Annotated in this window: 13 protein-coding genes; 9 read left to right on the plus strand and 4 right to left on the minus strand. The window is 61.5% G+C overall.

The genetic code is table 11. The features are described from left to right. Positions 1-3: 3 nt before the first annotated feature. Positions 4-1,158, minus strand: coding sequence for an MFS transporter (locus SNL23_RS29825; protein WP_076016872.1), 1,155 nt, complete (start codon positions 1,156-1,158; stop codon positions 4-6). A gap of 215 nt (positions 1,159-1,373) precedes the next feature. On the opposite strand from SNL23_RS29825, the gene sstT reads away from it, so the two are divergent. Further along, positions 1,374-2,594: a serine/threonine transporter SstT gene (gene sstT / locus SNL23_RS29830; RefSeq protein WP_076016871.1), complete on the plus strand. Its 1,221-nt coding sequence runs from the start codon at positions 1,374-1,376 to the stop codon at positions 2,592-2,594. A gap of 72 nt (positions 2,595-2,666) precedes the next feature. Here the strand turns inward: sstT and SNL23_RS29835 are convergent, their stop codons facing one another. Beyond that, a complete protein-coding gene (locus SNL23_RS29835) occupies positions 2,667-3,176 on the minus strand; it encodes a DUF1993 domain-containing protein (RefSeq protein WP_003211233.1) in 510 nt (169 codons plus the stop codon). Between the two features lie 126 nt (positions 3,177-3,302). Between SNL23_RS29835 and SNL23_RS29840 the strand changes: the two genes are divergently transcribed. Then, a complete protein-coding gene (locus SNL23_RS29840) occupies positions 3,303-3,950 on the plus strand; it encodes a YceH family protein (protein WP_167663296.1) in 648 nt (215 codons plus the stop codon). 200 nt (positions 3,951-4,150) lie between these two features. Here SNL23_RS29840 and SNL23_RS29845 read toward each other — a convergent pair whose 3' ends face one another. After that, entirely contained in the window at positions 4,151-4,969 is an 819-nt protein-coding gene (locus SNL23_RS29845) for a shikimate 5-dehydrogenase (RefSeq protein WP_318304542.1), read from the minus strand. A gap of 241 nt (positions 4,970-5,210) precedes the next feature. On the opposite strand from SNL23_RS29845, the gene SNL23_RS29850 reads away from it, so the two are divergent. The 3 genes from SNL23_RS29850 to SNL23_RS29860 all read left to right on the plus strand — a co-directional run bounded on the left by SNL23_RS29850 (position 5,211) and on the right by SNL23_RS29860 (position 6,271). Continuing rightward, positions 5,211-5,564, plus strand: a complete 354-nt coding sequence (locus SNL23_RS29850; RefSeq protein WP_017475503.1) for a hypothetical protein — start codon at positions 5,211-5,213, stop codon at positions 5,562-5,564. Between the two features lie 232 nt (positions 5,565-5,796). Beyond that, positions 5,797-5,991, plus strand: a complete 195-nt coding sequence (locus SNL23_RS29855) for a hypothetical protein (RefSeq protein WP_318304543.1) — start codon at positions 5,797-5,799, stop codon at positions 5,989-5,991. 100 nt (positions 5,992-6,091) lie between these two features. Continuing rightward, a complete protein-coding gene (locus SNL23_RS29860) occupies positions 6,092-6,271 on the plus strand; it encodes a hypothetical protein (protein WP_167663298.1) in 180 nt (59 codons plus the stop codon). Here the strand turns inward: SNL23_RS29860 and SNL23_RS29865 are convergent. After that, positions 6,268-7,329 (minus strand): AI-2E family transporter, encoded by a 1,062-nt coding sequence (locus SNL23_RS29865; protein ID WP_318304544.1) that lies wholly within the window; start codon positions 7,327-7,329, stop codon positions 6,268-6,270. The two genes, SNL23_RS29860 and SNL23_RS29865, sit on opposite strands and share 4 nt — an antisense overlap. Positions 7,330-7,479: 150 nt before the next feature. Here SNL23_RS29865 and trhP point away from each other — a divergent pair, with 150 nt between their 5' ends. The 4 genes from trhP to SNL23_RS29885 all read left to right on the plus strand — a co-directional run bounded on the left by trhP (position 7,480) and on the right by SNL23_RS29885 (position 14,543). Beyond that, positions 7,480-8,799: a prephenate-dependent tRNA uridine(34) hydroxylase TrhP gene (gene trhP, locus SNL23_RS29870; RefSeq protein WP_318304545.1), complete on the plus strand. Its 1,320-nt coding sequence runs from the start codon at positions 7,480-7,482 to the stop codon at positions 8,797-8,799. 277 nt (positions 8,800-9,076) lie between these two features. Then, positions 9,077-10,318, plus strand: coding sequence for an exonuclease SbcCD subunit D C-terminal domain-containing protein (locus tag SNL23_RS29875; RefSeq protein ID WP_076016864.1), 1,242 nt, complete (start codon positions 9,077-9,079; stop codon positions 10,316-10,318). Continuing rightward, positions 10,315-13,953, plus strand: a complete 3,639-nt coding sequence (locus SNL23_RS29880) for an AAA family ATPase (RefSeq protein ID WP_318304546.1) — start codon at positions 10,315-10,317, stop codon at positions 13,951-13,953. The genes SNL23_RS29875 and SNL23_RS29880 overlap by 4 nt, the downstream gene beginning before the upstream one ends. Then, the gene (locus SNL23_RS29885) at positions 13,950-14,543 is read left to right on the plus strand and encodes a glutathione S-transferase (RefSeq protein ID WP_318304547.1); all 594 of its coding nucleotides are present in this window, start codon (positions 13,950-13,952) and stop codon (positions 14,541-14,543) included. Before SNL23_RS29880 ends, SNL23_RS29885 begins: the two co-directional genes overlap by 4 nt. Positions 14,544-14,555: the final 12 nt, after the last annotated feature.

Below are 14,555 nucleotides of genomic sequence, written 5' to 3' on the forward strand. Positions count from 1 at the left end.
GACTCAGGCGCAGACGGCGCGGGTCTTGGCAGTCATCAGCCACAGCGCCAGCAGGATCGACAGCAGGATAAAACCGGCCGCAGCAAAGCCGAGGCTGCCAAGGCCGAGGGTGTCGATCACGTGACCGCCCACCAACGCCCCCAGGCCAATCCCCAGGTTGGCCCCGGCGATGTTCAGCGAGGCGGCAAAGGCCGGCGCATGAGGCGCGGCCTTCATCAGCCGCACATGGCTGACCAAAAACAAAGCCGCCTGAGTCACGCCCCATACGGCCATCGCCGCCGCCAGCCCGACGGTGGAATGGATGGCAGGCACCAGCGCCACCATGCCGGCGATCATGAAGCCGCAAAACACCATCGACGCGATCAGCGGATGCCGGTCGACCATGCGCCCGCCCAATGAGTTGCCGATCAGGCCGACCGCGCCAAAGCCCATCAGGCACCAGCCCACCACCGTTCCATCGAAACCCGCCAGGCGCTCAAGGATGTCCGCCAGGTAGGTGTAGGCGGTGAACATGCCGCTGAACACCAGGATCGACAGCAGGATATGGCCCTGCATCAGCGGGCTGCGCAAGATTTTGAACTGCGAGCGCAAGCTGACCTGGTCGTTCTTTGCGCGGGTCTTCGGCAGGTAGATAAACAGCAGCAAGGCCTTGGCAAACGCCACCACGGCGAGAATGCCAAAGGCGGTGCGCCAGCCGAACATATCGGAAATCAGCGTGCCCACCGGGATCCCGAAGACCGTGGCGCACACGATGCCGAAGCCGATTTTTTCAATCGCACGGCCAGCGAAATCCGGCCCGACGATGTCCACCGCCGTCTCGCTGGCCAGGGCCCAGAACACCGGCAGCCCCAGCGCCGGGATCAACCGGGCCAGGGACATGACCCAGATATTCGAGGCCATAGCCGCCAGGGTGTTGGCCAGGCCGAACATGATCAGGATCGTGATAAACAGCCGCTTGCGCTCAAACCGCGCGAAATACGCGGTCAGGAACGGGCCAAATGCCGCCACGGTGAAGGCGAACAACGTCACCAGCAGCCCGGCCTGGGACACGCTCACGTCGAGGTCCCGGGCGATGGAAGGCAACAGGCCGACGATGATGAATTCTGTGGTCAGCACGGTAAAACCGGCTGCCGACAACAGCAGGATCGGAAACAACATCAAAAACTCCAGAAAACAGCGACATCAACGACAGCCCGGAGGGCCCGCTGATAGAGAAGAAATAAGAGGATGGGCAATGTTAACAGAATGTGTCCCATCGTGGTGACGGAACGCCGCACCCGAATAAGACGTTGCCTACAGATGCTAGACTTCGCCCCTGCCAGATTCACGCTGCCTTAGCTGCATCTATTAAAAAAACTAGAGACAACCTTTTTATGACTGCTGCCCCTTCTCTCTTTCAGCGACTGATGTCTATCAGCCTGGTCACCCAAATTGTCATCGGCCTGGTCGCCGGTATCCTGCTGGCCCTGTTGTTACCCGACGTGGCGCAAGCCACTGGGTTTATCGGCAAGGTCTTTGTTTCGGCGCTCAAGGCCGTCGCGCCAATCCTGGTGTTTGTGCTGGTGATGGCCTCGATCGCCAACCATAAGCACGGCCAGGAAACCCATATCCGCCCAATCCTGTTCCTGTACCTGCTGGGCACCTTTGCTGCTGCCGTGGTTGCGGTGATCGCCAGCACGCTGTTCCCCTCCTCGCTGGTACTGGCCACCCACGACCTGACTGTCAGCGCCCCCGGCGGCATTGGCGAAGTGCTGCAAAGCCTGTTGCTCAGCGTGGTGGACAACCCGATCAGCGCGCTGATGAATGCCAACTTCATCGGCATCCTCGCCTGGGCCATCGGCATGGGCATAGCGATCCGCCATGCCAGCGACACCACCCGCACCGTGCTGGGCGACCTGTCCAATGGCGTCACGCTGATCGTGCGCATGGTGATCCGCTTCGCGCCTCTGGGGATCTTCGGCCTGGTGGCCTCGACCCTCGCTACATCCGGCTTCGGTGCCCTGCTGGGTTACGCGCACCTGTTGCTGGTGTTGATCGGCTGCATGCTGTTCGTCGCGCTGGTGATCAATCCGGCCATCGTGTTCTGGAAGCTGCGCCGCAACCCGTACCCGCTAGTGCTGATGTGCCTGCGGGAAAGTGGTATCACCGCGTTTTTCACCCGCAGTTCGGCGGCCAACATTCCGGTCAACCTGGCGTTGAGCAAACGCCTGGGCCTGCATGAAGACACCTACTCGGTGTCGATTCCGCTGGGTGCCACCATCAATATGGCCGGCGCGGCCATCACCATCACCGTACTGACCCTGGCCGCCGTGCACACCCTGGGCATTGCCGTGGACATCCCCACCGCCGTGTTGCTCAGCGTGGTCGCTGCAGTGTGCGCCTGCGGCGCATCGGGGGTTGCCGGGGGTTCACTGCTGTTGATTCCGCTGGCGTGCAGCCTGTTTGGCATTCCCAGCGAAATCGCCATGCAGGTGGTGGCCGTGGGCTTCATCATCGGCGTGTTGCAGGACTCGGCGGAAACCGCGCTGAACTCGTCCACCGACGTGCTGTTCACCGCTGCCGCGTGCCTGGGCAAAGAAGAACAGACCGCGTAAACCTTGCGCGCACAAAAAAGCCCGGGGCGGTTCGTGAATGAACCGCCCCGGGCTTTTTTTATGCCTTAAGGCTTAGAACGCGCCCATGTAGTCGCGCTTGCCCACTTCCACACCGTTGTGACGCAACAAGGCGTAAGCCGTGGTGACGTGGAAGAAGAACTGCGGCAGGCCGTAGCTCAGCAGGTACGACTGGCCGCTGAAGCGCTTCTCTTTCGGCGTGCCAGGGCGGGTGATGATTTCGATGCCTTCTTTACCGTCGACCTGGGCCGGGGTGATGGTGTCGATAAACGCCAGGACCTTGGCGATCAGCGCTTGCAGGTCGGCGAAGGTCACTTCTGTATCGTCATATTTCGGTACTTCGATCTCGGCCAGGCGGGCAGAAACGCCTTTGGCGAAGTCGACGGCGATCTGCACCTGACGCACCAGCGGGAACATATCCGGGTACAGGCGCGCTTGCAGGAAGGCGTTCGGGTCGATGTTCTTGGCGGTGGCGTGGGCTTCGGCCTTGTTCAGCACATCGCTCAGGGCGTTGAGCATTTGCTTGAAGACCGGGAGGGAAGCGGCGTACAGGGAAATAGTCATGACAGTCTCGACAGTTGTGGCAGGGTTTGAAACAGCCGCGATTATAGACATGCTGGCCGCCTGCGCCGCTTGTCTTTTATTTTTTCAGGATTAGGCTAGTGGGCTCACTGCATTAGGGAAAGCGCGATGACCACCGAGCACGACACCACTTCCGAAGAGCCGCGCCTGAACAGCACGGAAATCCGCATTCTGGGTTGCCTGATCGAAAAACAGGCCACCAGCCCTGAAACCTACCCGTTGACCCTCAACGCGCTGGTGATCGCCTGCAACCAGAAAACCAGCCGCGAACCGGTGATGAACCTCAGCCAGGGCCAGGTCGGCCAGAGCCTGCGGGCCCTGGAAGGTCGCGGGTTTACCCGGCTGGTGATGGGCAGCCGCGCCGATCGCTGGGAGCATCGGGTGGACAAGGCGCTGGAGCTGGTGCCGGCCCAGGTGATTCTCAGTGGGTTGCTGTTCCTGCGGGGACCGCAGACGGTCAACGAATTGCTGACCCGCAGCGGACGCATGCACGAATTTGAAGATACCGAGCAGGTTGTGCACCAACTGGAACGCCTGATTGCCCGAGGGTTGGCGTTGTTGGTGCCGCGTCAGTCGGGACAGCGGGAAGACCGGTATATGCATGCCTTGGGCGACCCGGCGGATATTGAAGCGATCCTGTCGGCGCGTGGTAATCCGGTGGAGCGTGGTGCGGGAAGCGGGGTTTCCCTGGAGCGTATCGAAGAGCTTGAGGCGCGGATTGCGGCGCTGGAAGAGCGCCTTTCACGGCTAGAGTAGCCAGCACCGGAGACCTCTGTGGCGAGGGGGCTTGTCCCCCGTTGGGCTACGCAGCAGCCCCCAAACCTGCGACCGAGTTCTAACTGCCAGAATGCGGAGAGCTATTGGGGCTGCTTCGCAGCCCAACGGGGGACAAGCCCCCTCGCCACAAAAAAAACCTCACCACAAAAGCCCGCGCCATTGCAGAAGGGCCCTCAACCTCAGCTCCGGGCAAACGCCACCGCCGCCTGAAACTGTTCATCCGTCGGCCGCACGCCGGTGTACAGCACAAACTGCTCCAAGGCCTGGATGGCGATCACTTCCAAACCGGTGATCACGCGTTTGCCCTGAGCGCGGCCCCGCAGGATCAGCGGCGTTTCCGAGGGAATCGCCACCACATCAAACACGGTTTCTGCCGCATCAATCGCGTCGGCCTCAAATGCCAACTCGTCCGCTTCCGCACCGCCCGTCATCCCGACCGGCGTGACGTTGATCAGCATCTGCGGACGTAAAGCCCCCAACTCCGCCTGCCATTCATAACCCAGGCTCTGGGCCAGCGCCGGGCCCGCCACTTCATTACGCGCCACGATCACGCCATTGGCGTAGCCACCATCGCGCAATGCACTGGCCACTGCCTTGGCCATGCCGCCACTGCCGCGCAAGGCAAACGTCGAGTCCTTGGGCACTTCATGCTTCTTCAGCAATTGCTCGATGGCGATGTAGTCGGTGTTGTAAGCCTTCAGATGGCCGTTGGTGTTGACGATGGTGTTGATCGACGCGATGGCCCGCGCCGAGGCATCCAGCTCATCCACCAAAGCAATGCAGGCCTCCTTGAAGGGCATCGACACGCCACACCCACGAATGCCCAACGCACGAATGCCGCCAACGGCGCCCGGCAAGTCCTGGCTGCTGAACGCCTTGTAGTAGAAATTCAGCCCCAACTGTTCGTACAGGTGGTTATGAAAGCGCAGGCCAAAGTTCCCGGGGCGCGCCGACAGTGACATGCACAGTTGGGTGTCCTTGTTGGGGTTCATCTGCATCGGTAACTCCTTGAAGCCATTCCAGAGGCGATTTCGGATAGACGGAATACCCGCGCCGGCGGGTCGTGGTTAATCATACGCACTGTGCCCGGCCGCTTGTGTAAGCCAGCCGATACAGACCTTACACAACCTTTACCTATCGGCTGTGCTGTTTTTCAGAAATACGCTGTCTTAAAAGTATCCCCGCGACAATCCTTGAGTCTATTGATTGCAGACCACAAGCGCAGGGGCTAACCGAGGAATGACCATGATTCGTAAACTCCCCAAGATCGCCTTGCTTATCGGTGCACTCGCTATAGCAGGACAGGCCTCCGCCCACGGTGGTGGTTGGGGTGCCCCGCTTGCACTGGGAGCTGTAGTCGGTGCAGTGGTAGGCGGCTCGATTGTCGCCAGCCAGCAGCAACCGGTGTATGTGCAACAGCCGGTGTATGTCCAGCCGCAGCCGGTGTATGCCGCTCCGCCGCCGGTCTACTACGCACCGCCACCGCCGGTGTATGTGCAGCAACGGGTTTATTACCGCCCGGCACCGGTCTATTACGGCCCACCGCGTGGCTACTACGGCCCTCCACACGGCTATTACGGTCGCGGCTGGTAAGCATGAACTGACACAATCGAACAGGCTCCGCCCTAAAAGCGGGGCCTTTTTTTGGCCTGTTGGTCTGAATAAATCTCGCCAAGGTCGTTATAAGGACAATGGCTGTGGCCAAATCCCACATCATTGATCCAAATAGGCGCTTGCCCGAACGGGGCCTGCGCTGTCATGTTTGTGTCTCAAAAGGCTTCCACTATCAACATTGTCCAGCCAAGAACAACAAGGACGACTGACCATGCCCACGCAAAACCCGCATCGCACCGCCGGCCTCTGCACGTCCAGCAAGGTCTATAGCGTACTGACCGAACTCAAGGCCCTGGAAGGCCATCGCAACGCCAAGTTCCTGTCCCTGCTGGCGGAAAACCTGGTGCGCAAGGGCCTGCTCAGTGAACAAGAAGTGGTGCACATGCTCGACAAGGTTGTCGACTGACTGATCGCTCGATAACAGTGATGTCGACTATCGAGCGGGTTAATTTTCCCTTAAGGCTTGCGCCCCGTAATCTCACCTCCATCGCTTATTGGAGGTCGTCATGCCCACTATTCAAATCATGTCCGTCATCGGCAGTGCCGTTCCCGCCCCCCTTCGGGAGCTGGGTTTGCTCGCGTGCTGGTACCTGGTACGCGATGGCGAACCCATCAGCGGCCCCCTCACCTCGTTGCCAGCCGCCCAAGCCCTGTCGGTCAGGATGGCGGATTGTTTTCATGCCTAAGGCAGTTGCACCCGTGGCTTGGTTTCAACAAACAATGCCCAGCTGGACATGAACAACGCAGCAATCAACGGGCCGATGACAAACCCGTTCAGGCCAAAGATCGACAGGCCGCCCAAGGTTGAGATGAGGATCAGGTAATCCGGCATACGGGTGTCCTTGCCCACCAGGATGGGCCTAAGCACATTGTCCACCAGCCCGATCACAAACACCCCGAACAGCCCCAGCACCACGCCCTGCCAGATCGCCCCGCTCAACAGGAAATACGCCGCCACCGGCGCCCAAACAATCCCCGCGCCCACCGCCGGCAGCAGCGACAGAAACGCCATCAACACCGCCCAGAGCAACGCGCTGGGAATGTCCAGGAACCAGAAGATCAAACCACCCAATGCGCCTTGCGTGACCGCCACCAGCACGTTGCCTTTCACCGTGGCCCGCACCACCCGGTTGAACTTCAATTGCAGGCGACGCTTCTGCGGTTCGGCCAGCGGCACGGCGGTGCGCACCTTGCGCACCAGCTCGGGACCGTCGCGCAGCAGGAAGAACAGCAAGTACAGCATGATGAAAAAGCTCACCAGGAAATCAAACGTGCCCTGGCCAAAGCTGAACGCCTGGGTCGCAAAAAACTGGCTGCCCTGCATCGCACTCTTGACGATTTTTTCCCGCAGGCCTTCCAGGTTGCCCATGCCGAAGCGGTCCAGCAGGTGCTGGAAATACGGCGGCAGGAAGTTCTTGAACTGCTCGATATACCCGGCAACGTCGAGCTTGCCGCTCTCGACGTTCTTGTAAAGCGTCGCGCCCTCCTGCACCAGCAAGGCACTGGTGATAATCACCGGCAGAATCGCAATCACCAGGCACACCATCAGGGTTGCCAGTGAGGTGAAGTTGCGGTTCCAGCCAAATCGTTGCTGGAAGCGCCGTTGCATCGGCGCAAAGATGATCCCCAGGATCACCGCCCAGAACACCGCACCGTAAAACGGCAGCAGGATCCAGATAAACGCGATGGTCACCAAGGCGAGCAGTAACAGCAGGGTTTTGAATTGCAAGTTGGTTTGATTCATGGCCGATCCATCTCAAAAAACGCAGGACACTCGTGTGCACCTTGATGCTTAGTCCGCTGCAAATCCTGCGAGTGCCCTACTTCTTAGATCTGGATCAATAAACGTCGCGACGGGCACCGCTACCCTGCCGCCCTTTTGCGACCCTAACCCATGCCCCCCGTTATCGCCCCCGAACTGCTCGCCCCCGCCGGCACCCTGAAAAACATGCGTTATGCCTTTGCCTACGGCGCCGATGCCGTCTACGCCGGGCAACCGCGCTACAGCCTGCGGGTGCGCAATAACGAGTTCGACCACGCCAACCTCGCCCTCGGGATTCAGGAAGCCCAGGCCCTGGGCAAGCGCTTCTACGTGGTGGTCAATATCGCGCCCCACAATGCCAAGCTGAAAACCTTCCTAAAGGACCTCGCCCCGGTGATCGCCATGGGCCCGGATGCGCTGATCATGTCCGACCCTGGCCTGATCATGCTGGTGCGCCGGCACTTCCCGCACATGCCGATCCACCTGTCGGTACAGGCCAATACGGTGAACTGGGCCAGCGTCGAGTTCTGGCAGGCGCAAGGCATCTGCCGGATCATCCTGTCCCGGGAGCTGTCGCTGGAAGAAATCGAGGAAATCCGCCAGCACGTCCCCGCCATGGAGCTGGAAGTGTTTGTGCACGGCGCGCTGTGCATGGCCTATTCCGGGCGCTGCCTGCTGTCGGGCTACATGAACAAACGCGATGCCAACCAAGGTACCTGCACCAACGCCTGCCGCTGGAAATACCAGGCGACACCGGCGGTGGAAAACGCCGTCGGCGACATCGTGCAGCAGTACGCACCCGAGCCGACCCTGGGCCTCGGCGCGCCCACCGACCAGGTGTTCCTGTTGCAGGAGGCCAACCGCCCCGACGAGCAGATGCCCGCCTTCGAAGACGAGCACGGCACCTACATCATGAACGCCAAGGACCTGCGGGCGGTGCAGCACGTCGAGCGGCTGACGCGCATGGGCGTGCATTCGCTGAAGATCGAAGGCCGCACCAAATCCCACTTCTACTGCGCCCGCACCACCCAGGTGTATCGCCAGGCCATCGACGACGCAGTGGCCGGGCGCGACTTTGACCGCGGCTTGATGACCAACCTCGAATCCCTGGCCCAGCGCGGCTACACCGAAGGTTTCCTGCGCCGGCACGTGCACGATGAATATCAGAACTATCAGAACGGCAGCTCGGTGTCTGAACGCCAGCAGTTCGTCGGCGAGCTCACCGGTGAACGGCGCGGCGAGCTGGCCGAGGTCAAGGTGAAGAACCGGTTTGCCGTGGGCAATCACCTGGAACTGATGACCCCGGCGGGGAATTTCCACTTTGACCTGAGCACGCTGCACAACGCCAAGGGCGAAGCTATCGAGGTGGCGCCGGGCGACGGCCATACGGTGTATTTGCCGATCCCGGCGGAGATGGACCTGAGATTCGGACTATTGATGCGCGACGTTTAACTTCGCCAGACACCTCAATGAGGGTGAGACAGCTTTCTGTGGCGAGGGAGCTTGCTCCCACTGGGGCGCGAAGCGGCCCTTATCCGGCTGATGCGGTTTTCCAGGAAGAAGCGCATTTGCCTGTTTTGGGGCTGCTTCGCAGCCCAGCGGGAGCAAGCTCCCTCGCCACAAAAAGCAGGGCGTACGCGCAATAGGTTCATTTGCAAAGTAGAATTGGCGGCTCTGCGTACCGCCACCCTGTCTTGAGCGGTCACCCTCTTTTTTTACGGAGATCGCCTTGCGTCTGTTTCACACCTCCGACTGGCACCTTGGGCAAAACCTGCATGGCCAGGAACGCGACTTCGAACACGCCTGCTTCCTCGACTGGCTGCTGGGCCAGTTGGGCCTGCACCGCCCGGATGTGCTGCTGATCGCCGGCGATATTTTCGATACGGTCAACCCGCCGCTCAAGGCCCAGGAGCGGCTGTATGACTTCATCATCAGCGCCCACGAGCAAAACCCTGCGCTGACCATCGTGATGATCGCCGGCAACCACGACTCCGGCTCGCGTATCGAACTGCCGGCACCGTTGATGCGCCGCCTGCGCACCCACGCCCTGGGGCGGGTGCTGTGGCTGGATGACGGGCAACTGGATGTCGAACGCCTGCTGATTCCATTGCCCGGTGCCGACGGTGAAATCGCCGGCTGGTGCCTGGCCCTGCCCTTCCTGCGCCCGGCCGAAGTGACCGGCGCGCAGTTGGGGGACGATTACCTGCGGGGCATCGGCCAGGTTCATGAATGGCTCATCGCCGCTGCCAACGCCAAACGCCAACCGGGCCAAGCGCTGGTTGCCATCAGCCATGCGCACATGGCTGGCGGTTCGGTATCGGAAGATTCCGAGCGCAGCCTGATCATCGGCAATGCCGAAGCGCTGCCCGCCAGCCTGTTTGATGCCAGCGTCAGCTACGTGGCCCTCGGCCATTTGCACAAACCCCAGCGGGTGAATGGCGAGGAGCGTATTCGCTACTGTGGCTCGCCGATTCCACTGTCGTTTTCGGAAATCGGCTACCAGCACCAGATCCTTGACGTGCAACTGGACGGCGAAACCCTGGTCAGCGTCGAATCCCGCCTGATCCCGCGCTCGGTCAACCTACAACGCCTGGAAGCCGCGCCCTTGGCCGACATCCTCAAGCAACTGGCTGACCTGCCCGACATCGACCTGCTGGCCGAAACCCAGCGCCAACCCTGGCTGGAAGTGCGGGTGCGCCTCGACGAGCCGCAACCCGACCTGCGCCAGCAAGTGGAAAACGCCCTGCAAGGCAAGGCCGTGCGCCTGGTGCGCATCGCCGCTGAATACGCAGGCGCGGGCGGCCGCGAAGACAGCCAGGAAGACCGCCTGATCGAGCTCGACCAGCTCACGCCCCAGGAATTGTTCAGCCGCGCCTGGCAGGAAAGCTACGGCAGTGAAGTGGACGAACAGACCCTCAAGGACTTCGCCGTGCTGCTCCAGGAAGTACAACAGGAGGGCGAACAGCCATGAAGATCCTTGCCATTCGCCTGAAAAACCTCGCCTCCCTGGCGGGACCGTTTGAAATCGACTTTACCGCCGAGCCCCTGGCCAGTGCCGGGTTGTTCGCGATTACCGGGCCCACGGGTGCCGGTAAAAGTACCTTGCTTGATGCGTTGTGCCTGGCGCTGTTTGGCGCCGTGCCGCGCCTGGGCGATACCGGCCAGGCGAAGATGCCGGATGCCGATACCGACATTTCCATCGGCGACCCGCGCACCCTGATACGTCGGGGCACGGGCGGCGGTTATGCCGAAGTGGACTTTGTCGGGGTCAGTGGTCGTCGCTACCGCGCCAGGTGGGAAGCCAACCGCGCCCGGGACAAGGCCAGCGGCAAGCTGCAAGCCAGCCGCCAAAGCCTGATCGACCTCGACAGCGAGCAACTGCTGGCCAGCCAGAAAACCGAATACAAGACCCAGCTGGAGCTGGCCCTGGGCTTGAACTTCGAGCAGTTCACCCGCGCCGTGTTGCTGGCGCAAAGTGAGTTCAGTGCGTTCCTCAAGGCCAACGACAACGAGCGCAGCGAACTGCTGGAAAAGCTCACCGACACCGCGCTCTACACCCAACTCGGCCGCCGCGCCTTCGATAAGGCCAAGGACGCCCGGGACGCCCACAAACACCTGCAAGACCAGGCCACCGGCGTCACCCCGCTGGCCCCTGAGGCCCGCGCCGAGCTGGACGCACAGCTGGCTGCCGCGCAGTCGCAACTCAAGACCCAGCAAGCGCAACTCAAGCAGCTTGAGCTGCAGCACACCTGGCTCAAGGAACTGCGGGAATGGCAGGAGCGCCAACAAGGCGCGGTCGAGCAACTGCACCAGGCCCAGCAACACTGGGAAAGCCAGGGTCCGCAACGCCTGGACCTCAGCCGCCTGGAACAACTGGCGCCGCAACGTCATCACTTCGCCCGCCAGGCTGAACTGACCACGCAGTTGCAGCCCCTCGCCGCGCAGATCCAGCAGCACCTTGAGCAACAAGCCGCGCTGCACACCCGCCAGACCCAACTGCAACAGCAGCAGGCCGACGTGCAAGCCGCTCTCGCCCAGGCCCTGAAACAACAATCCGATGCGGTCCCCCTGCTACGTCAGGCTTTCGAGGAACAAACCACCCTCGCCCACTTGACCCGTGAGCTGGCCAAGCGCAGCGAAGAAAAACAGCTGGGCGAAGCCGCCTGTGTAGAAGGCCAGGCTGCGTTGACCGGCTTGCTCGACAAGCAAAAACTCGTCGCCGAGCGCCTGCACCGGCTGGCCGCAGAGCTTGAACGCAGTGCCGCGCTCGCCCCCTTGAGCGATGCATGGAGCGCCTACCGCGACCGCTTGCAACAGCTGATGCTGATCGGCAATCGCCTCAATAAAGGCCAGGCCGAACTGCCGCAACTGGAAGAACGCGCCACCCGCCTCGGCGAAAAGTGGACCGCGCAACGCGAAGCGCTGGACCTGCTGTACCACGAAGCCGGCGCCGAACCCCATGCGGTGGCCGAACAGATCCAGCTGCTGGGCAGCCTGCTTCAGGACAACCGCAAGCAACATCGAGCGTTTGAAGATTTGGCGCGGCTGTGGGACAGCCATCAGCAACTGGACAGTCAAAGCCAGGCCCTGACGCAGAAGCAGACCGTCGCCCAGCAACAACGTGAACTGTTGAACCAGAACGGCCTGCAAGCCAAGGCCGAGCTGACCGTCGCCGAGCAGACCCTGACCGTCACCAAGCAACTGCTGGAGCGCCAGCGCCTGGCCCGCAGTGCCAGTGTCGAGGAATTGCGCGGCCAGCTTCAGGATGACCAACCATGCCCGGTCTGCGGCAGTGTCGAGCACCCGTATCACCAGCCCGAAGCGATGCTGCAAAGCCTGACCCGCCACGACGAAAGCGAAGAAGCCAACGCGCAGCAAGCCGTCGACCTACTCAAGGAAAAACTCACTGAGTTGCGCGGCGAAGTGGGCGGCCTGATCGCCCAGCAAAAGGAGTTCCTGCAACAGCAGGAGCAACTCGCCAGCCAGTTGCAGGCTTTGCTGCCCGCTCTTGAAGCCCATCCGTTGTCAGCCTCGTTGTTCAACCAGGACGCGGCCAAGCGTGATGCCTGGCTTGCCCAACAACTGAGCCAGCTCAGCCAGAGCCTCGCCCAGGATGAACAACGCCAAGGTGCCCTGCTCAACCTGCAACAGAATGCCGGGCGCATGCAGCAACAACTGCAAGCCGCCCAGGACGCCAGCCAACAGGCGCGCCAGTTACTGATCGACCAGCAACGGGAACTGTCCAACGACCGCGAACGCCTGGACGAAGAGCTCAACGCCTTCGCCAGCCTGTTACCGGCCGAGACCCTCGACGGCCTGCGCAGCGAGCCAGCGGCAACCTTCATGCTGCTAGACCAACAGGTCAGCCAGCGCCTGGAGCAGTTGGATAACCAAAAGGAAGAATTGGCCGAGCAGCTACAGCGCCAGCAAGCCATCGAGAAAGAACAGGACCGCCAGCAGCATCGTCAGCAACAGTTGGAGACCTTGCAAAAACAGCTCGCCGAACAAAGCGCCCTGCAACACGCCGCCAAGGAAAAACTCGCCGGCCTGCTGGGCGAATACCCCAGCGCCGAACACTGGCAACAGCAACTGGACCTGGCCGTCGACCAGGCGCGGCAGCATGAGACCGAGGCCAACCAACAGTTGCAGGACACCCGCAACCAGCTGATCCAGCTGACCGCCGACCTCAAGTCGCTGCAAGAACGCCAACAGTCTCTGGACACCGAGCACCAGGCACTCACCACGCGCCTGAGTGACTGGCGTGCGTTGCTCCCGGAACTCGATGACGAAGGCCTGGCGCGTTTGGTGGCCTTCGATGAACCGCAGGTGGCCGAGCTACGCCAGCAACTGCAACACAGCGAAAAAGCCATCGAACAGGCCAAGGTATTGCTGCAAGAGCGCGAACAGCGGCTCAAGGATCACCAGGCACTGCACAACGGCAACCTTGAGGCCGAGCACCTGGACAGCGCCCTGGCCGAACTCAACGCCGCGCTGGCCATTGGCGAAAAACATTGCGCCGAACTGCGCGCCCAACAGGCCGATGACCAGCGCCGTCAGGACGCTAATCAGGCCTTGGCGGCCGAGATCGCCAAGGCCTACGAAGAATGGCAACGCTGGGCACGCCTGAATGCGCTGATTGGTTCAGCCACCGGCGATACGTTCCGCAAGATCGCCCAGGCCTACAACCTCGACCTGCTGGTGCACCACGCCAACGTGCAGTTGCGCCAACTGGTGCGCCGCTACCGCCTCAAACGCGGCGGCAGCATGCTCGGCCTGCTGGTGCTCGACACGGAGATGGGCGACGAACTGCGCTCGGTGCATTCGCTGTCGGGTGGCGAGACATTCCTCGTCTCCCTGGCCCTGGCCTTGGGCCTGGCGTCGATGGCGTCGAGCACGTTGAAGATTGAGTCGCTGTTTATCGACGAAGGCTTTGGCAGTCTGGACCCCGAGTCGCTGCAACTGGCGATGGACGCCCTCGACGGCTTGCAGGCCCAGGGCCGCAAGGTGGCGGTGATTTCCCATGTGCAGGAAATGCACGAGCGGATTCCGGTGCAGATTCAGGTCAAGCGCCAGGGCAATGGCTTGAGCACCCTGGAGGTCAAGTGAGCGAAGTGGTGTTGTATTCGTTCCGCCGTTGCCCGTATGCGATGCGGGCGCGGATGGCCCTGCGGTATTCGGGAGTAGCGTTGCAGATCATCGAGGTCAGCCTCAAGGCCAAGCCGGCTGAAATGCTGGCGCTGTCACCCAAAGGCACGGTGCCGGTGCTGAGCGTGGATGGCCGGGTGATCGATGAGAGCCTGGCGATCATGCGCTGGGCACTGGCGCAGAACGATCCTGAGGGTTGGTTGCTTGGGGATGATGAGGCGACGCAGGCGCTGATTGAAGAGAATGATCAGGGCTTCAAACATCAATTGAATCGATACAAGTATGCCGAGCGCTATCCGGAGCAGCCGATGGAGCACTATCGGGCCGAGGGTGAGGTGTTTTTGTCGAAGCTGGAGGGGTTACTGGCGCAGCGGGAGTATTTGCTGGCCGGGCACTTGAGCCTGGCGGATGTGGCACTGGCGCCGTTTGTGCGGCAGTTTGCGCATGTGGATCGGGAGTGGTTTGGACGGGCGCCGTATCCGCGATTGCAAGCTTGGTTGCAGCGGTTTCTTGAGACACCGTTGTTCATCGCCGTAATGGCAAAACCCTGAGACTGTCGCAGG

Source organism: Pseudomonas sp. SED1 (genome assembly GCF_034044025.1).
In the GTDB taxonomy this organism is placed as follows: Bacteria; Pseudomonadota; Gammaproteobacteria; order Pseudomonadales; family Pseudomonadaceae; genus Aquipseudomonas.